The sequence below is a fragment of the Polaromonas sp. P1_F1 genome (assembly GCF_056405795.1).
Map to the genome: position 1 here is coordinate 20,948 of NZ_JBFUBJ010000004.1, position 16,944 is coordinate 37,891.

16 protein-coding genes are annotated in these 16,944 nt (G+C 63.0%); 2 read left to right on the forward strand and 14 right to left on the reverse strand.

Going from position 1 to position 16,944, the window contains the following annotated elements:
* Nucleotides 1-34: 34 nt before the first annotated feature.
* Nucleotides 35-2,647: a DNA mismatch repair protein MutS gene (mutS, locus tag AC1DZE_RS12230; protein ID WP_477672720.1), complete on the reverse strand. Its 2,613-nt coding sequence runs from the start codon at nt 2,645-2,647 to the stop codon at nt 35-37.
* A gap of 311 nt (nt 2,648-2,958) precedes the next feature.
* Between mutS and AC1DZE_RS12235 the strand changes: the two genes are divergently transcribed.
* Nucleotides 2,959-3,813, forward strand: coding sequence for a lysophospholipid acyltransferase family protein (locus AC1DZE_RS12235; RefSeq protein WP_477672719.1), 855 nt, complete (start codon nt 2,959-2,961; stop codon nt 3,811-3,813).
* A gap of 37 nt (nt 3,814-3,850) precedes the next feature.
* Nucleotides 3,851-4,627 carry a glycosyltransferase family 2 protein gene (locus AC1DZE_RS12240; RefSeq protein WP_477672718.1) on the forward strand — a complete coding sequence of 259 codons (777 nt, stop codon included), beginning with the start codon at nt 3,851-3,853 and terminating at the stop codon, nt 4,625-4,627.
* Here the strand turns inward: AC1DZE_RS12240 and AC1DZE_RS12245 are convergent.
* From AC1DZE_RS12245 to AC1DZE_RS12305, 13 genes are all read right to left on the reverse strand, one after another.
* Complete coding sequence (locus AC1DZE_RS12245) at nt 4,615-5,421, reverse strand: class I SAM-dependent methyltransferase (RefSeq protein WP_477700106.1); 807 nt, start codon at nt 5,419-5,421, stop codon at nt 4,615-4,617. The two genes, AC1DZE_RS12240 and AC1DZE_RS12245, sit on opposite strands and share 13 nt — an antisense overlap.
* Nucleotides 5,422-5,432: 11 nt before the next feature.
* Complete coding sequence (fabG, locus tag AC1DZE_RS12250) at nt 5,433-6,167, reverse strand: 3-oxoacyl-ACP reductase FabG (protein WP_477671552.1); 735 nt, start codon at nt 6,165-6,167, stop codon at nt 5,433-5,435.
* Nucleotides 6,164-6,670 carry an ApeP family dehydratase gene (locus AC1DZE_RS12255; protein ID WP_477673091.1) on the reverse strand — a complete coding sequence of 169 codons (507 nt, stop codon included), beginning with the start codon at nt 6,668-6,670 and terminating at the stop codon, nt 6,164-6,166. The genes fabG and AC1DZE_RS12255 overlap by 4 nt, the downstream gene beginning before the upstream one ends.
* Before the next feature lie 14 nt (nt 6,671-6,684).
* Nucleotides 6,685-7,515 (reverse strand): beta-ketoacyl synthase chain length factor, encoded by an 831-nt coding sequence (locus tag AC1DZE_RS12260; RefSeq protein ID WP_477673088.1) that lies wholly within the window; start codon nt 7,513-7,515, stop codon nt 6,685-6,687.
* Between the two features lie 9 nt (nt 7,516-7,524).
* Nucleotides 7,525-8,718, reverse strand: coding sequence for a beta-ketoacyl-[acyl-carrier-protein] synthase family protein (locus AC1DZE_RS12265; protein ID WP_477673090.1), 1,194 nt, complete (start codon nt 8,716-8,718; stop codon nt 7,525-7,527).
* A gap of 82 nt (nt 8,719-8,800) precedes the next feature.
* Nucleotides 8,801-9,385, reverse strand: coding sequence for a phosphatase PAP2 family protein (locus tag AC1DZE_RS12270; RefSeq protein ID WP_477671554.1), 585 nt, complete (start codon nt 9,383-9,385; stop codon nt 8,801-8,803).
* An 86-nt stretch (nt 9,386-9,471) separates the two neighbouring features.
* Complete coding sequence (locus tag AC1DZE_RS12275; protein WP_477671555.1) at nt 9,472-10,275, reverse strand: polysaccharide deacetylase family protein; 804 nt, start codon at nt 10,273-10,275, stop codon at nt 9,472-9,474.
* On the reverse strand, nt 10,268-12,610 hold the full coding sequence (locus AC1DZE_RS12280; protein WP_477671556.1) for an MMPL family transporter: 2,343 nt from the start codon (nt 12,608-12,610) through the stop codon (nt 10,268-10,270). Before AC1DZE_RS12280 ends, AC1DZE_RS12275 begins: the two co-directional genes overlap by 8 nt.
* Nucleotides 12,610-13,254: a LolA-related protein gene (locus AC1DZE_RS12285; protein ID WP_477671828.1), complete on the reverse strand. Its 645-nt coding sequence runs from the start codon at nt 13,252-13,254 to the stop codon at nt 12,610-12,612. The genes AC1DZE_RS12280 and AC1DZE_RS12285 overlap by 1 nt, the downstream gene beginning before the upstream one ends.
* Before the next feature lie 4 nt (nt 13,255-13,258).
* Complete coding sequence (locus AC1DZE_RS12290; protein ID WP_477671558.1) at nt 13,259-14,227, reverse strand: LpxL/LpxP family acyltransferase; 969 nt, start codon at nt 14,225-14,227, stop codon at nt 13,259-13,261.
* Nucleotides 14,224-15,888, reverse strand: a complete 1,665-nt coding sequence (locus AC1DZE_RS12295) for an AMP-binding protein (protein ID WP_477671829.1) — start codon at nt 15,886-15,888, stop codon at nt 14,224-14,226. Before AC1DZE_RS12295 ends, AC1DZE_RS12290 begins: the two co-directional genes overlap by 4 nt.
* Entirely contained in the window at nt 15,885-16,556 is a 672-nt protein-coding gene (locus AC1DZE_RS12300; protein WP_457279105.1) for a COG4648 family protein, read from the reverse strand. Before AC1DZE_RS12300 ends, AC1DZE_RS12295 begins: the two co-directional genes overlap by 4 nt.
* On the reverse strand, nt 16,553-16,849 hold the full coding sequence (locus tag AC1DZE_RS12305; protein ID WP_457279104.1) for a phosphopantetheine-binding protein: 297 nt from the start codon (nt 16,847-16,849) through the stop codon (nt 16,553-16,555). Before AC1DZE_RS12305 ends, AC1DZE_RS12300 begins: the two co-directional genes overlap by 4 nt.
* Between the last annotated feature and the right edge of the window lie 95 nt (nt 16,850-16,944).

A 16,944-nucleotide genomic window follows, 5' to 3' on the forward strand; every position in this document is an offset into this window, starting at 1 on the left:
GTGGGGGAGGTCGGAGAAGTTGGGTTGCGCTGGGTCACGGGGAGATGGAGATCTTTTTCAGGCGGTACAGGGCGTCCAGCGCCTCGCGCGGACTCAGTGCATCGGGGTCTATGGTACCCAATGCCTTGTCCACGGCACTTTGCTCGGGCGCGGCGGCTTCGGGCGGGGCGGCGAACAGGTCAACCTGGGCGCGCGCTTCGGTCTGGTGGGCCTCCAGCGCGGTGAGTGCATGGCGGGCGTGGTTGACGACGGCAGCGGGCACGCCGGCCAGCCTGGCCACGGCAATCCCGTAGCTTTTGCTGGCGGGGCCGGGCTCGATGTGGTGCAAAAACACGATGTCGGCGCCGGACTCGACTGCGCTCACATGCACATTGATGGCGCCGTGATGCTGCGCCGGGAATTCGGTGAGCTCAAAGTAATGTGTGGCAAACAGCGTGAAGGCCTGGGTCTTGTTGTGCAGGTAGGCGGCAATGCCGCCGGCCAGCGCCAGTCCGTCGAATGTCGAGGTGCCGCGGCCGATTTCGTCCATCAGCACCAGCGAATGCGGTGTGGCGGCGTGCAGGATCTGCGCGGCCTCGGTCATTTCCAGCATGAAGGTCGATTGCGCGTTGGCCACGTCATCGGCTGCGCCTATGCGGGTGTGGATGGCATCTATGGGCCCGAGCCGGCAGCTGGCCGCCGGCACATACGAGCCCACGCTGGCCAGCAGCACGATCAGCGCCACCTGGCGCATGTAGGTCGACTTGCCGCCCATGTTGGGGCCGGTGATGACCTGCATGCGGTGCTTGCCGCTCATGACGGAATCGTTGGCGATGAAGGCGCCGCCGCCCGTCTCAGCCAGGCGCGCTTCGACGACAGGGTGGCGGCCCTGGCTGATGTCAATGCAGGGTTCGCGTACGAACACCGGCGCGGCCCAGTTGAGGGTGAGCGAGCGTTCGGCCAATGCGCACAGCGCGTCGAGCGAGGCGAGGGCGCGCGCCAGGCGGCTCAGCGCGGGAATGAAGTCCTGCAACTGGTCGAGCAGCTGTTCATACAGCCACTTCTCGCGCGCCAGTGCCCGCTCCTGCGCTGAGAGGGCCTTGTCTTCAAAGGCTTTGAGTTCGGGCGTGATGTAGCGCTCGGCATTTTTCAGCGTCTGGCGGCGGCGGTAGTCGTCGGGCACCTTGTCGAGCTGGCCTTGTGTGACTTCGATGTAGAAGCCGTGCACCTTGTTGAACTGCACGCGCAGGTTGGCGATGCCGGTGCGGGCTTTCTCGCGGCCTTCCAGGTCCAGCAGGAAATCGTCGCAGTTGGTCTGGATGGCGCGCAATTCGTCCAGGTCTGCATCGCAGCCGTGGTTGATGACGCCGCCGTCGCGTATCAGTGCGGCGGGCTCATCCAGCACATAGCGGCCCAGCAGCTCGCGGCAACCTTCCGGCGGTTGCAGGTCTTCAAAAATTTTGGTTAAAAGTGCCGGCAGCCCAATACTGGCGGGCGCAACCAGCTCTGTTTTTTGTAGCGTGTCTTTCAGGGCCACGAGCTCGCGCGGCCGCACCTGGCGCAGCGCGATGCGGGCAGTGATGCGTTCCACGTCGCTGCAGCCCTTGAGCCTGGCGCGCAGGGTTTGCTGGGAGCCGCTGCGCAGGTGGGTAATGGCATCCAGCCTGTCGGCGGCCTGTGCCCGGTCACGGCGCGGGGTGAGCAGCCAGCTTTTCAGTGCACGGCTGCCCATGCCGGTGGTGCAGGTGTCCAGCAGCGAAAACAGCGTGGGCGATTCTTCGCCGCGCAGGGTCTGCGTGAGCTCCAGGTTGCGGCGCGTGGTTTGCGGCAGCTCGATCAGCTCGCCCGAACGCACCACCTGCAGGCCCTGCACATGCGACAGCGCCCGGCCCTGGGTGTGTTCAGCGTAGCCCAGCAGTGCCGAGGCGGCGGCGTGCGCCTCATTCAGTGCTTCAGCATTCCAGGATGCGAGCGAGGCGACCTTGAGCTGGTCCAGCAGGCGGCGCGCGCCCAGGGCGGAATCAAACTGCCATGCGGGGCGGGCGCTGGCGGCGCAGCGCTGGGTTTTGAGGCGCTGCTCAAAGGCCGGCGTTACGTCGACGTTGTAAAGCAGTTCGCTGGGCGCCACGCGCGCCAGCCAGGCTTCCAGTTCGTCATTGGCGCAGTGCGCCAGGTGGATTTCGCCCTGCGTCACGCTGAGCCAGGCCAGGCCGCAGGTGTTGCGCGCGCCCTGGTGCACGGCCAGCAGGATGGATTCGGTCTTGTCGCTCAGCAGTTCGGTGTCGGTCAGTGTGCCGGGCGTGACCACGCGCACCACTTTGCGCTCCACGGGGCCTTTGCTGGTGGCGACGTCGCCGACCTGCTCGCAGATGGCTACCGATTCGCCGAGCTTGATGAGCTTGGCCAGGTAGCCTTCCAGCGAATGAAAGGGCACGCCCGCCATGACAACCGGCTCGCCCGCGGACTGGCCGCGCCGTGTCAGCGTGATGTCCAGCAGGCGGGAGGCCTTTTCCGCATCGGCAAAGAAGACCTCGTAGAAATCCCCCATGCGGTAAAAAACCAGGGTGTCGGGGTACTCCGCCTTGATGCGCTTGTATTGCGTCATCATGGGCGTGTCTTCCGGCGCACCGCCTGTTGGATTTTTGCCCCGAATTGTTTCTTTTTGCATCAATGACCTAGCGCATGCGCGCTTCCTTCTGTTCGCATTTTTATCTCGCCAATTGCCTATCTTAGGGGCCGTTCTTCGATGTTTCCGGCCCCTGATTGTCCTTTACTATCAGTCACTTACCGCCAACACCGGCTTTTGCCGGGAAAGATTGCGGTGGGCCCCTCAGTCGGCATAAAACCTTACGCTGGAATCCGGAAATCTGCCAAAGAGCGGCATTTTTGGGGAGGTAGACTCGCTTGCATTCATCTATTCAAAAAGCAAACCGGATACGGTCTGCGCCAGGGCCCACGACCTCAACCGAAAGGCAAGCAATGACCGAGCCGAGTATCCCGCCTTTCAACAGCGTAAGCGGGGCGGAGCCGACTGACACTGCGCTTGCCGAGCCGTCCCTGGCCAATAAGGGCCGCAGGGCGGTGCATGAAACTGCCCGTCTTTGCGTGGGTTACCTGGTACTTGTTGGCGTCAGCCTGGCGGTCTCGCTGCTGGCGGTGGTCATGCGGCCCTTGTTGCCGAGGGTATTAAGCAAACGCTGGGGGCGCAGGCTCGTGGCCGCCACTTTCCGCTCTTATCTGCGCCTGCTGGTGTTGATGGGGGCCTGCCGGTTCGACCTGACGGCGCTGGATGCGCTGCAGGCAGGCCCTCCAGTGATCATCGCGCCCAATCATCCTTCCCTGCTGGACGCCATCATGATCCTGTCGCGTTTGCCGGACGCCACCTGCATCATGAAGGCGGACATCGTCAACAGCGTTTTTTTTGGGGCCGGTGCGCGACTGGTGGGTTATATCCGCAATACGCCGCTGCGCACCATGGTGCAGCTGGCTGTCGCCGACTTGCGCCAGGGCAGCAGTTTGCTGCTTTTCCCGGAAGGCACCCGCACGCGGCGGTTTCCTGTAGGACGCATGCAGGGAACGACCAGCCTGATTTCCAAATACGCGGGTGTGCCGGTACAGACCGTTTTTATCGAAACCGATTCGAGGTTTCTGGGCAAGGGCTGGTCCCTGCTATGGACGCCGAAAATGCCGGTCACTTACCGTGTTCGCCTCGGAAAATGCTTTGAGCCGGTAAGCGACACGGCACACTTCACCGCAGAGCTGGAGCAATACTTCCAGACCGAGCTGGGGCGTACCCGGTCGTCCCCCCTGACTGCTTCTGCGCCGCCGGCGTGAAGGTGCACGCAGTTTTCCGTTCAAGTTAGATCCCTCGATGAATGATTCCCTTCGCGACATGTCCAGGACGCATCTCGTCCTGATTCCCAGTTACAACCCCGGTGTCAAAGTTGACGAAACAGTCCGCAGTGCACTTGCGCAGTGGGCGCCGGTCTGGGTGGTCGTCGACGGCAGCACGGACGGCAGCACCGACCGTCTGCTGGCAATGGCCGCGGACGATGCGCGCTTGCGGGTCGTGGTGTTGCCGCGCAATGTGGGCAAGGGTGCCGCGGTGCTGCACGGCATTGAGCTGGCTGCGGCCCAAGGGTTCACGCATGTGCTGACCATGGACTCCGATGGGCAGCACCCCGCCCACCTGATTCCGGAGTTCATGGTCGCGTCGCTGGCCCAGCCCGCTGTCATGGTGCTCGGCGTGCCGGTGTTCGCCGCGGATGCACCACGCCTGCGTGTCAATGGACGCAAGGTGTCCAATGGATGGGCCGACCTGGAAACCCTCTGGGCCGGCATCGGGGATTCCCTGTTCGGCTTTCGTGTTTACCCGATCGCGCCGCTGCGTGATGTGATGGCCGGGCAGCGCTGGATGCGCCGGTTTGATTTTGACCCGGAAGCGGTGGTGCGCATGTGTTGGCGCGGCGTGAAACCGGTCAACCTGCCGGCCACCGTGAAGTATTTTCGGCCCGACGAAGGGGGGGTGTCGCACTTCAACTACCTGCGCGACAACCTTTTGCTCACCTGGATGCATTCCCGGCTTTTCATCGGGTTTGTGCTGCGCTTGCCGGTGTTGCTGGCCCGGCGCCTGTTTCAGCGATTGTGATGAGTTGAGGCCGGGGCCGGGGCCGCGGAGCCGGGCTGCGATTTGACTGCCTGGTATTCTGAAAATACGCCGGCTTCCAGGTGTTGCCTGACATCCGCCAGACCCGCCGCGCGCAACGTGGCCAGCACCTGTTCGGGCGGCACGCAGGCTTCTATGCTGTCCCAGTAGTAGCGCCAGATGGACGCGGTTTCCTTTTGCCGCGAAACGAAGCGCGTCAGCAGCGGTATGACGCCGCGCATGTAGGTCTTGAGCAACCAGCGGCCCCAGCGGTTTTTTGCCTGGGTGATTTCGAGCACGCAGAGCCGTCCACCGGGCTTCAACACGCGTTCAAATTCTGCAAATGCCACACCCAGGTCGCTGATGTGGCGCAGGGCATAACCCATGCTTAAAAAATCGAAATGGTTGTCCGGAAACGGAAGGGACTCGGCCCGGCCTTCCACCAGCACCATGGTTTTTGGCAGCTTGCTGGCGGCCATCATGCCGGGGCTGGGATCAAGGCCGGTCACCAGTGTGGGGTCTCCGGTCAAGAGGCAGGCTTGCGCGGCAACCAGGCCGGTTCCCACACCCACGTCGAGGACTTTCATGCCGGTTTTCAGGCCGCCGCGAATCAATGCGTCGCGTCGATAGCGTGAACCGCTGCCCCAGGCCAGGATTGCCTCGATGCGGTCATAGTCCGGCGCGGTACTGTCAAAAATCCTGCGCAGATAGGTTTGCCGGTCCTGCTCTGTCTGGTAATACTCGGTCAGCGGGACATGGGGTGCATGCACCGTGGGAGTGTTTTCAGGAATGGTCATGGAGTGCCTTTTTAAATCATGCCGCCGTTGATGGAAATAACTTGGCCGCTGATGTAAGCTGCGCGCTCTGAAGTCAGAAAACTCACGAGGTCGGCGACTTCTTCAGGTCGCCCGGCTCGTTTCATGGGTACCAGCTGCGCGATGGCAGTGGCATCAAAACTGTCCTGGCTCATTGGTGTCGCGATGATGCCCGGCGCGACCGCATTAACCGTGATGCCGCGGCTGGCCACTTCCAGCGCAAGGGATTTGGTGGCTGAATGCAATGCGCCTTTGGCCGCCGAATAATTCACCTGTCCGCGGTTGCCTGCCACTGCCGCGACCGACGTGATATTGATGATACGCCCCCAGCGCGTACGGATCATCGGCATCATCAAGGGCTGGGTGACATGAAAAAAGCCATTCAGCGATACGTCAATGACCTGTTGCCACTGCCGCAGCTGCATGCCCGGAAAGACCGCGTCGTCATGGATGCCGGCGTTGTTCACGACCACCTGGACCGGCCCCTGAAGCAGCAGGGTTTCCAGGGCAATGGCGGTTGCGGCGGCATCAGTGACATCAAACGCCACAGCTTCCGCATGACCGCCTGACGCCTGGATGGAAGCCACCAGTGCTGATGCGGCATCGAGGCCGCGGTTGGCATGCACGATGACGTGAAATCCATCGGCAGCCAGTTGCCGGCAAATGGCCGAGCCAATGGCGCCACTGCCACCGGTGACCAGCGCGCGTTTGAGTACGGAGGCGTTCATGCAATCTCCCTGGATGGTGCGTCGAGCATCACCACGGCGCGGCCTGACAGAAGCAGCGCAGGGCCTGCATGAACCGTGAACCCATAAAGAATACTGCCGGCGTCGCCGCTCGTGCGCTCGGCATGGATGGTGAGCGCGAGGTTGATGTCGTCGAGTCTTTCGACATGCAGGGTGACGCCGCGAACGCTGACCAGGTAGCCGAAGGGGGCGGCATCGCCGGTGGCCGAGTGATTTTCCTGGGTGCCGGCCGCGGCTTCCGAGATCAGTGCGCCGTGCACAGCCATGGCTTGCGCTGCGTATTCAATCCCGCATGCGGCGCCCAGCCTTCCGTAGGCACGCAGGGGATTGCCGGCAGCGCGGTGGCTCGTGGCTTCGCAAGAAATTTGACTGTTGTCCCACGCCGTGACGCGTTCAAGCAGGCACATGCTGCCTTGATGGGGAATACGGCGCGCGATCTCGTCGTGCCCAAGGCTCAAAGGCGCGCTRCAGGCCTTGGTGGGCATCAGGCCTGCAAGTATCACGGTGCCACCTGCAGGGCCAGTTGCCGGCCGTCAAGGTAGTCCAGCACGATCCGGCCGCTTTGCTGCCGCGCGATGCTGCGCAGCAGAGGCAGGCAGCGTGCCGCAGGAATGTCTGTGCGCAGCTGTTCGAGCGCGGCGTCATCGAGCCGGTCGGCAGGCAAGGCCGTCAGGCAGTTGTCTGGTTCCAGCGTCCACTGCGCCTGGCTGCGTTCACTGCGGTGGGGTGTCAGCACCAGTCCCAGGCCGAAGGTGTCGGGAATGGGGCGTGTGCTGTACAGCGGCTCCGGGTAATCGGTGTCATAAGCGACCAGCAGCACGGGTATCTGGTCCACCGCTACCTGGGCCATGGCCTCCAGCAGACCTGCCGAAAAACTTGCATCGCGCGCGCAAAGCACCGAGGACGAAACCATCGAGCCGCTTGAAATGCTCCAGTAGCCGGAGGCGGCGTTGTGCACTGAATTGTGAAAGCGCGTCGGGGAGATCAGCCTGTCGCTGGAGGCCAGAGCATTGCAAATTTCGTGGCAATTGACGGCGTCGCCGCTGGAAGATGAAAACACGGATGCCAGCATGGCAGCTTGCAGGCCCGAAGCTGCAACCGCTTCCTCGCTCACTGCCAGCGACACCTTGACCACCGCGCCGGCCCGGCGGCGTTCGGCCTGCGGCAAAGCCATGGGTGGCGGAAGAACGCAGCGCGTGGCTTGATAAGCGGTGCTGCCTTTGAGATATTCGCGCCCTTGCGCCCACCCCGTCAGTCCGGGGCCCAGCAGCCCGATACCTTCGACAAAAACCGTCAGCGCTGTTGCGGATGGGGGTTGTGCTTGTGTCACGTGGGGACCTTAACCGGCACGGCCAAAAATCAGGCTGCAATTGGTTCCGCCGAAGCCGAAGGAATTGCTGAGCACATGCCGGGGGGCGGCCTCCTGGTTGTCCATGAGGTAGTTGACGGCCAGGGCCGGGTCGCGCTCGTGGGTGTTGATGCCGCCGGGCAGCAGGCCGTGCTGCAATGCGAGCGCGCAGATCACGGCTTCAAGCCCGCCCGCAGCGCCGAGCGTGTGGCCGGTGGCGCCCTTGGTGGAGCTGCAGGGGGTGCCTGGGCCGAACAGCCCGGACACCGCCTTGGCTTCCGCGGCATCGTTGCTTTGTGTGGCTGTGCCGTGCAGGTTGATGTAGTCGATCCCGGCCGTGGTGAGGCCGGCCATGTCCAGGGCCTGCTGCATTGCCAGCCGTGCACCCAGGCCGTCGGGATGGGGGGAGGACATATGGTGGGCGTCGCTGGATTCGCCGACGCCCAGCAGCAGCACATCATCTGGGGCGGGTTGTGCCGGTGCGGGTTCCAGCAGGGCGAAAGCGGCAGCTTCCCCAATGGTGATGCCGTTGCGTGCGGCGTCGAATGGCCTGCAAGCCTGGGGGGAAATCAGACCCAGCGAGTTAAAGCCATACAAGGTTGTGAGACACAGCGAATCGACCCCGCCGACCACGGCAGCATCGATCAGACCCGCCCGCATCATCCTTCGCGCTGAAGCGAACACCTTGGCACTGGATGAGCAGGCTGACGACACAACGGCGGCCGGGCCGGTCAGCCCAAGGTACTGGCGCGTGAAATCAGCGACAGAAAATGTGTTGTGTGTTGTGCCGTAAATGAAATCGGGGGGCAGGGCGCCGGTCCCCGGGTCGCGCCGGCGATAGGCCAGTTCGGTTTGCAAAATGCCCGATGTACTGGTGCCGATGAAGACCCCCACGCGGTGCGCGCCGTATTTTTTACCGGCAGCTGCCGCCGCTTCAGTAAAACCGTCCTGCTGAAGCCCCAGCAGGGCGAGCCGGTTGTTCCGGCAGTCGAAGCGGGCCCATTGCGCAGGAAGCTGCACGCTGTCCGTGCCCGTGACCTCGCCTGCAAAGGTCGGCAGGTCGACCGTGTCAAAAGTGCATGGGGCGAGCCCGCCCCGCCGCGTGCGCAACGCGTCGAGAGTTTGTGCAAGACCGCGACCCATGCTGCTGGTTGCGGTGAAGTGGGAAAGCCAAAGTGGATACAGAGAAAAAACCAATCTGAAGAAAAAGACACTTTAGCAAATCACGTGGCAAATCCGGCGCCGTTGCGATGCCGGACACCAGCTGTTACTTGCCTGCGGTGCGCTGTTTGTGAAGATGCAGGGATAACCAGGCTGCCACTCCCCCCAGGAGCAGGCCTCCGGCGACGTCCACCGCGACGTGCTGCCTTGTGGCCAGCGTGGAATAGGCAATGCCGAAACACCAGAGCGCGTTCACCGCCAGCACCCATGCGGGGACGGAGAATCGGCGCAGCAGATGGTGCAGCCAGATGCCCGAAAAAACGGCTGTTGCCACATGAAGCGAAGGGCAGGCGTTGCCTGCCGCATCCATGTTTTTCAGGAAAAGCATCTGCGGATATTTCGGCCAGTCAATGTCTGGAGCGGGTGCGGCCGTGGGCCAGAAATAAAACACCAGCAGGCCCGCCAGGCAGGTCAGCGCAATGGCGCCGCCATAGCGCAAGAGTTCGCGCCGGTCGCCAAAGAAGATGGGCGGCAGCGAGACATAAACCCATAGCGAGAGGTAAACCGGCAAGGCCAGCGGTTCAAAACCGATGAGGTGGTCGGGCCAGGTGAGGGGCATCACCGCGATCGGAAAGGCCGGGTGCTTGAGCAGGTAAAAGTAGGCGCCGAAAAACACGCCGATGAAAAGCATCGTGCCAATGGCTTTCAGATAGATGTGCTGAAAGATAACCCGCCCTATTTGTGACCACGGACTCTGCCGGGTTTTCTGCGTAGGATTCATGCGAGGGCCTGCTGCAGGGTCACCGTGTGCAGGTCGGCGGCCGCAATGGACTCCAGCAGGGCGGGCAGGACATCCAGGATGACCGGAACACCTTGCGGTGTGCGTGCTGCATTGCCGTCATGCAACAGCAAGATGGCGCCGGCTTGCAGCCCGGCCGTCAGTTTGCGTTTTACTTGCTCGGCATTGGTGACGCGGGTGTCAAAGCCGCGCACGGACCAGCTGGTGAGCTTCAGGCCGAGCCGGGCCAGTACCGGGTCAAGAAAGGGGTTGCGCAGGCCGGCGGGAGCGCGAAAGAAAAGGGGCCGCCGGCCCGTCAGGCCGCTCAGTGTGTTTTGCGCTGCCTGCAACTCGCGAAACATGCTGCGCGGGCCCGTCAGGGCAAAGTAGTGGCGGTGGTGCTGGCTGTGGTTTTCAACGGCATGTCCGCGCCGCACAAGCTCGCGGCACAACTCGGGATGGCGGGCGGCTTTGTCACCGACGCAAAAAAAGGTCGCGCGGGCCGCATACCGGTCGAGCAGATCCAGGACTTCGGGTGTCACGGCGGGGTCGGGGCCGTCATCGATGGTCAGGGCGATTTCCCGCCTGGCGACGGAGGCCTGGGGCAGGCGGGTCCAGTTGGGGCCCAGCCACTGGCTGCGGGGCCACATACCCACGACGGTGAGCAACAGATGGTTGAGGACCACGGCGGCAAGCGCCCAGCGCCACCAGCCGGAATCAACAAGGATGGCCGCAAGTGCCGCCGCGTGCAGCGTGATGCTTGCACGTACCAGGATGCTGGGCTTCCACCGGAGGTCAGGCATGGGGCTTCCTGGCAAAAATTGCGGCATAAACCAGCGCCAGGATGACGCCCGGGGCAACGGTAACGCCCATGGCTTGCAGGATGGACACCTTGGAAAAAGCGAGCAGGCCAAACCCTGCGACGGTGGTCAGATTGGCCAGCAGCATGGACGCCAGGGTTCTGGGCGCTATCGGGGCATGGGGCTCGGGCCGGTCAAAAAACAGCGCGTAGTTGGAGCCCACGGCCACGACCAGCAACAGGCCCACCAGGTGCAGGATGATCAGTTGCTGGCCCAGCAGGGCCAGCCCGGCCGTGACTGTGACGACAGCGGCCGCCAGCGGCGCAATGATCCGCAGCACCCGGGACGGGGACCGGAAAACCACCAGCAGCAGGGCCACGAGGACAGCCAGCCCGCCCAGCGACAGCACGATGGCTTCGTGCAGGTAGCTGGAATACAAACGGTCAGACTCGGTTTTCATGTCGACAAAAAGTACGCCAGGCAAGGGCTTGGTGGCCAGCGCGGCGCGAATGTTGTCGGCGTCGATGTTTCGTCCCTGGGACGCAGTCAAAGGTAGCAGGGCGCTCCAGCGGCCGTCTTTACCAATGAGCAGCGCGGCCAGGGCCATGGCCATCGAGGTTTTTTCAAGGTCGGCTGGCTGCAGCAAGGGCTGGCTGCGGGCGGCAGCGACCTCTGCCAGGAAAGGTGAAAACACCCCCGGGCGCACTGGCAGCCCTTGCGTGGCCTGGGTCATGCGGGCCTGCAACACCTCAGCAGCGGGCAGGCTGGCCTGGCGGGCGCGTTGCGTGGCCACGCTGGGGAGGTAGCGGCTGGGGCTCTCAAACCCGGCAATTTCACCGCGCTCGACCTGTGCCTGGAGCAGGGTTGAAACCTGTTCGGCGGTCTGGAGTACCGACTCCTGGCTGGCGCCGGAAACCACCACCACATAGCGCACGTCAGGCGCTCCCATATCGGCACGCAGGCTTTCATCCAGCGCCACATCGGCTTGCGAGACCGGGCTGAGCGAGGAAATCTTGTCGTTGAACAGGCTGGCGTGATTTCCCGCAAGGACGGCACAGGCGGCTATCAGCAGGGCCGCGGCAGGCCATCGCAACAAGGCCGCATGTTGCACCAGCCCCTCCAGCGCCCGCCCGATGGCCGACACATCATGGATGCGGAAATGGCGCGGTAGCAGATGCGGCAGTACATAGCGGGTCACGGCGGCGGCCACGACCAGGCCGGCAATCGAATACAGGCCGAGTTGCGCCAGGCCCGGAAAGCCCGAAAACAAGAGAGAGGCAAAGCCGGCTATGGAGGTCAGAACGCCGAGCCGGACGGTCGGCCAGAAGCGCTTGACCCAATGCGCCTGGTCGGCGCCTGCATCTTCGGACTGCACAAAAAGATAGATGGAGTAGTCCACAGCTTCGCCGATCAGCGCTGTGCCGAAGCCCAGCGTGATGCCGTGCACCGACCCAAAACCCAGGCTGACTGCGGCAATCCCCGCCAGCGCGCCGCTCAGCACGGGCAAAAATCCGAGCAAAAGGGCGCTGACAGAACGGTAAACCAGCAGTAACAGCGTCGCGATCAGCACCACGCTGATCAGCGAGAGGTGGCTCACCTGGCTTTGAATGGTTTCGCGGGACGTGACCGAAAATACGCCAGGGCCTGTCATGACGAAGCTGGCACCAGCTGAGGAACCGCCCGCCGCATCGAAGGCCTGGCGAATCGCGGCCATGGCACGTTGCTGGGCATCGGTGTCAGAGCCTGCTGCGTGGGTCTGCAGCAGCATCAGTGCCCGCTTGCCGTCACGGGAAGTCCAGGCGCCATGGGCCTGTTGCGGCTGGCTTCCGCCGTTGAGCTGGCCCAGCAACTGCACCATTTCGCCGGTAGGGTCGCGGGGCAGCAGGGCCTTGACCATCAGTCCTGCGGGCGAAGCGAGCAATTCGATGCTGTCAGTGAGGGCCGTGTGCAACCCATCCGCGCTGAATCGTTCCGGCGTCACTGAAGGGCTCAGCAGATAGCGATGGTTGAGCAGGAAATTGCGGTCCCGCTCGCTATTGACGGGTTCGCCATTCGCCACGCTGGCAAAAGCGGAATCGGTGCGCAGCTGCTGCGCCATTTTTTTGGAAAGCGCTGCACGTTGAGGGGCGTCGGAGCCTTCTATGCCTACCAGGACAAGGCGCGAGGCCAGGCCCTCGGTCAGCTGGTCCATCAGCAGTTGTTGCTCGGGTGTGGGAGTACGCGGCAAAAACGCCGACAGGTCGGTCGTGAACTGTGTGCGGCTGATGACAATGCCGCAACCGATCAGGAATGCCAGCCATACCGCAATGGCTGCCATGCGGCCGCGTGCGCCGTTCATCACGGGGCGGCCACTTGCTCGATGGTCATGGTGGAGCTGTCGCCATCGGCCTGGGCGATGTCGATGTTGCGCAACTGGTCACGCACACCCGTAATGCGGATGCGTTGGATCACCGCCTGCATTTTGGGATCGACGGGCTGCAATTGCAGGGTCCAGCGTTCGGCCGTGCCTTCGAGGCTGAGCCGGTAGTTGCGCTCTAGGGCGCTGCGGTCGCCCGCCAGGGTGCCGCGAATGCTGTCAATGAATGCGGCCAGCTCGGGGTACGCCTGGAGCCGTAACTGGTATTTTTGCTTCCCGCGTTCAATCACCAGTTCTCCGCCGTTCACCACCATGGATTCAGGCTTCGGTTTGAGCGTCCGCTTTTCCAGCCGGTCTGGCGCGGTATAGAGCAGTTCCCCGGACGATTCCACCGGTTTGTCGAGCAACGCAATGCTCTTTTTTTCGACGAAGGTGGCGCGGCCCGACTTGGTTTGCGCCAGCGAATCCATCAGTTGCTGAAGGTCCCAGGCGGCCAGCGCTGCCGGGCTCAATGCGGCCAACACCAGACCCACCACAACTGCGGCCAGCGCGAAGACGGGCCGTGACGGCTGTTGCGTGACGTGCGATGAGGCGGGGGTGGATGTTTGCTGAATAAGGTGTGTCATATGCTCAGGTGTTTTGTTCGGGCTGGCCGGACTGCCGCGGCGCAGGTCGCCAGAAATCAAAAAAATTGAACCAGTTGTAAGGCGCGCTGCGGCAGTATTGCGCCATCAGTGCAGCATAGCGCGTCATGGCGGATTGCACCGCCGCTGTGCGGCCGCGCGAAGGTAGCGTCGAGAAATCCGCCAGAGGTTCGAAATGAATGTCATAACGATTGCCGCCGCGGTACAGCCCCGTCATGAACAACACGGGGCGTTTCAGGATGGCGGCCATGCGAAAAGGACCCAGCGGCAGCTCGGCGGCGTCTCCGAGGAATTCGATGGAATAGGTGTCGTCCTTGCCCAGCGACCGATCACCCAGCATGCCGACGACGGCACCCTCATCCAGCAGTTCGTGCACCCTGATCATGGAATCGATATGTCCCAATGCCACGACGTCCAGCTGCGCTTTGGGATTGATGGCGCCCATCGCCGCGTTGATTTTCCGCGCGTTTTCCTCGTACATCACCATGGCAATGCGCAGGCCCGGTTGCTGGCGCCCGATGGCCCGCAGAACTTCAAAACTGCCCAGATGGGCGCCGATGAGGAACACGCCTCTTCCGTCAGCCACCACCTTGTCGATCAGTTGCTGGTTGTGCACCCGGATATCAAACAGCTCGAAGCGGTCATTCAGCAGGTAAACACGGTCGTGAATGGCAGAAGCAAAACTCAGGAAATGCCGGAACAGATGACGCCAGCCGACCGCAGCGGGCGACGGCAGGTCGAACACGCGCCGCAAGTAGTTTCGCGACGTCCGGCGCGCCGCCGGCGCGAAAATAAGGAAATAGGCTGCAATCCCGTAAAGGACGATGCGGCTGGCGCTACGGCCCAGGTTCAGCGAGATCCAGGTCATGACACGCAGCATGAAGCCGTTGCTGCGTTCCGGGAGCTGCTGCCATTCGGCGCCGGATGTCGCATTGGCTCCGCGTGGCGTGTTCATGGCTGCGGCGATAGCAGCAAGGTTCCGGTGGCAACTTTTCGGTCGCCGCTGGAAATGTCAAAGCGCGTGCTGCCGGAGGCGGTGGTGCTGCAGGAGATGGTCAGCGTCTCACCGGGCCCCACCGTGCTGAGGAATTTCGCCGAGCTGATCTGGCAGACCTCCGGGGCATGGCCGGTACGTGCGTGTTGTACCGCGTGTATGGCGGCGTCGAGCAACACCACACCGGGAACAATGGGTGTACCGGGGAAATGCCCGGCAAGCGCCGGATGGTCAGGGGCGATGGAAAACCGGGTTTCGCCCGGAACGGGAGATTTCTTTTGAAGATGGTCGCGCGCCAGGGTAACCAGCGTATCGCGCGGCAATTTCCCGGTGCTGTTGCGTGGCAGGCTGTCGAGCAGCACGAGGGGCCGCGGGATGAAGATGGCGTCAATCCGCTCCCTCAGTGCCGCCAAAAGGGCCGGCGCCGTCAGGCCCGGCGCCACAACGAAAGCCATCAACCGTACCACGGTGTCGCCGGAACCCTCGTCCGGCATGAAGAAGGCGCCGTCCATCACGCCCGGTATGGCGTGGAGCTGATGGTTCAGGTAGCCCAGCGAGCTTCGCTTGCCCGCGATATTGATCAGGTCGGCAGTCCGGCCGTGCAAAAGAAATTGTGTGTCCGACACCGACTCCAGTTCATCGGCCAGCGGGGTGGGTTGGTCGACATGGCCGCCTGAGGCCCAGGTCTGGCCTTGCTTGATGCTCAGCGTGACGTCTGGAAAGAGTGTCCACGGCAGGGCCTCGGTCATGCGCCGCGTGGCGATTTGTCCCGTTTCGGTGGAGCCGTAGATTTCCAGCAGAGGAACCTGCAGCCGGGCTTCGGTGGCCAATGCCAGCTGGGGTGGCAGGGGTGCCGTGGCGGACAGCACGAGGTCAACCTGCGGAATGTCCAGGCCTGAAGCCAGCAGCGCTTTCAAATGCACGGGCGTGGTCACCAGCATGCGGGGGCGCTCCGCTTGCGCCAGTGCGGCGCAGATATCGGCCGGATAAAACGGATGGGCAGCCACCAGAATGGCGCCACTTTGCAGCGGCAGCAACACGGTGGACTCGAAGCCGAACATGTGCTGCGGAGGCACTGTCGCCACGATGCTGTGCTTGCGGCCATCCAGCAAGCCGAGCCGGTCGGCTTCAGCCCGCGCGCTGCGGACCAGCCCGCCCCAGCTTTTCCGGTGCGCCACCGGCGTGCCGGTCGAGCCGGAGGTGAACATGATGGTGGCAATGCGCGATGCGGGAATTTGCGGAATATCGCACTGCATGCCAGTTGCGGTGCCTGGCGGACGTGGCGTCATCGCATCCGTCCAGCTCAGTAACGGCAGGGCCAGGGACTGTGGCTGGTCCGCGAGGCAAAACACGTCTGGTGCAAAGCTGCGGACCTGTTTCACCATTTCCGGCGTCAGCGTGGGTGGCAGCAGGCTGACCTTGTCTGCCAGCAGGGCGGCCGCCATACCCACGGCAAATCGGTAGCGGTCTGCGCAGACATTGAGAACATGCTTGCCTGAGGGCAGGGCCGCCGCAAGCTGCCTGACATCGGCCAGAAAATGTTCAACGGTAACGGCCTGGCCATGGCTGCAAGCCACAACGTCTTCAGCCCGGGTGTGCGAGATCAGCGGAAACGTCGTCATGGCCGGCGCGCGCGGCTTTCTGCGGAAGCCTGCCGGTAGGCGCGAATGGCCTCCAGCGGACCGGCACGATCTGCTGCCGGCAATGCGTAGCAGCGAACGGCATATTCCGCTGCAAACATCAGTGCGAGCAGGGGAATGCCCAGAAGATTGGCAAAAGTGGACCACACAGCAATGGGCGCCAGCCAGAACAGCAGCAATGAAAAGCCCGCAATGATTCCGAAATACAAGGCCCACGCCAAGGTGGCCGACCGCGTGTACGAAACAAGCGCAGGCGAAAGCTCGCCATGCACGATGCGGGCAAACTGCGCAATCATCGGTGTGCGTCCTTGCACGAGTGTGCGGCCGAAAGTTCCGCATAGCAGGGCATATGTGCCCGCATGCTGAAGCAGGAAAACCCAGTTGTAATGGGTGATCAGCCATTCCCTGAACAGATAAAACCCGAGGCAGGCTACACCACAAAGGGCCAGCATGACAGGGCGCTGCGGTGAACGCCAGGCCAGGACAACGGCCAGCACCAGCAGCGGAAGCACGGCGACCAGCGCCTCAAGCAAGCCCGGCGCCGTCGATGCCGCGGCCAGATGGGAAAGCACAGCGTAGCCGATTCCCAAAGCCGCGATGCCGCCCCAGCGACAGGCTTGGGTAAACCGTGTCGCCAGCACAGCTGTCACTGGGTTCGCCAGGCGGCAATATGGTCGCCCAGGCTTCGCAGCGAATGAAAGATGGCGTGGTTGTCTTCGTGGTCCGCCCTGAGCTGCAGGCCATAGTGCTTGGAGACAACCAGCGCAATTTCCAGGATGTCGATGGAATCCAGCCCCAAGCCGTCGCCGTAGAGCGGTTCGTCGGGTTGTACATCGTCGGCGCTCACCTCAAGGTTGAGGGCGCTCACCACCAGTTCCGCGACCTCGCGCAGCAAGGCTGCATCAGCCGATGTGGAAGAGGTTTTTACGGTGGATTCAGGCATAGTTTTATTACTAGTTATTACCAGGTGCGAAAACAGTTCGGTCGGGGCCGCTGCATGCATGCGACTCCCTGCGCAGTGCGGAAATTTTAGCTGAG

Excerpts from the sequence above, each read along its gene's own strand:
- AC1DZE_RS12275 (WP_477671555.1), bottom strand. The coding sequence starts at position 10,275 with ATGCCTGACCTCCGGTGGAAGCCCAGCATCCTGGTACGTGCAAGCATC.
- AC1DZE_RS12270 (WP_477671554.1), bottom strand. The coding sequence starts at position 9,385 with ATGCTTTTCATCGGCGTGTTTTTCGGCGCCTACTTTTACCTGCTCAAG.
- mutS (WP_477672720.1), bottom strand. The coding sequence starts at position 2,647 with ATGCAAAAAGAAACAATTCGGGGCAAAAATCCAACAGGCGGTGCGCCG.
- AC1DZE_RS12290 (WP_477671558.1), bottom strand. The coding sequence starts at position 14,227 with ATGAACACGCCACGCGGAGCCAATGCGACATCCGGCGCCGAATGGCAG.
- AC1DZE_RS12285 (WP_477671828.1), bottom strand. The coding sequence starts at position 13,254 with ATGACACACCTTATTCAGCAAACATCCACCCCCGCCTCATCGCACGTC.
- AC1DZE_RS12295 (WP_477671829.1), bottom strand. The coding sequence starts at position 15,888 with ATGACGACGTTTCCGCTGATCTCGCACACCCGGGCTGAAGACGTTGTG.
- AC1DZE_RS12240 (WP_477672718.1), top strand. The coding sequence starts at position 3,851 with ATGAATGATTCCCTTCGCGACATGTCCAGGACGCATCTCGTCCTGATT.
- fabG (WP_477671552.1), bottom strand. The coding sequence starts at position 6,167 with ATGAACGCCTCCGTACTCAAACGCGCGCTGGTCACCGGTGGCAGTGGC.
- AC1DZE_RS12245 (WP_477700106.1), bottom strand. The coding sequence starts at position 5,421 with ATGACCATTCCTGAAAACACTCCCACGGTGCATGCACCCCATGTCCCG.
- AC1DZE_RS12305 (WP_457279104.1), bottom strand. The coding sequence starts at position 16,849 with ATGCCTGAATCCACCGTAAAAACCTCTTCCACATCGGCTGATGCAGCC.
- AC1DZE_RS12235 (WP_477672719.1), top strand. The coding sequence starts at position 2,959 with ATGACCGAGCCGAGTATCCCGCCTTTCAACAGCGTAAGCGGGGCGGAG.
- AC1DZE_RS12280 (WP_477671556.1), bottom strand. The coding sequence starts at position 12,610 with ATGAACGGCGCACGCGGCCGCATGGCAGCCATTGCGGTATGGCTGGCA.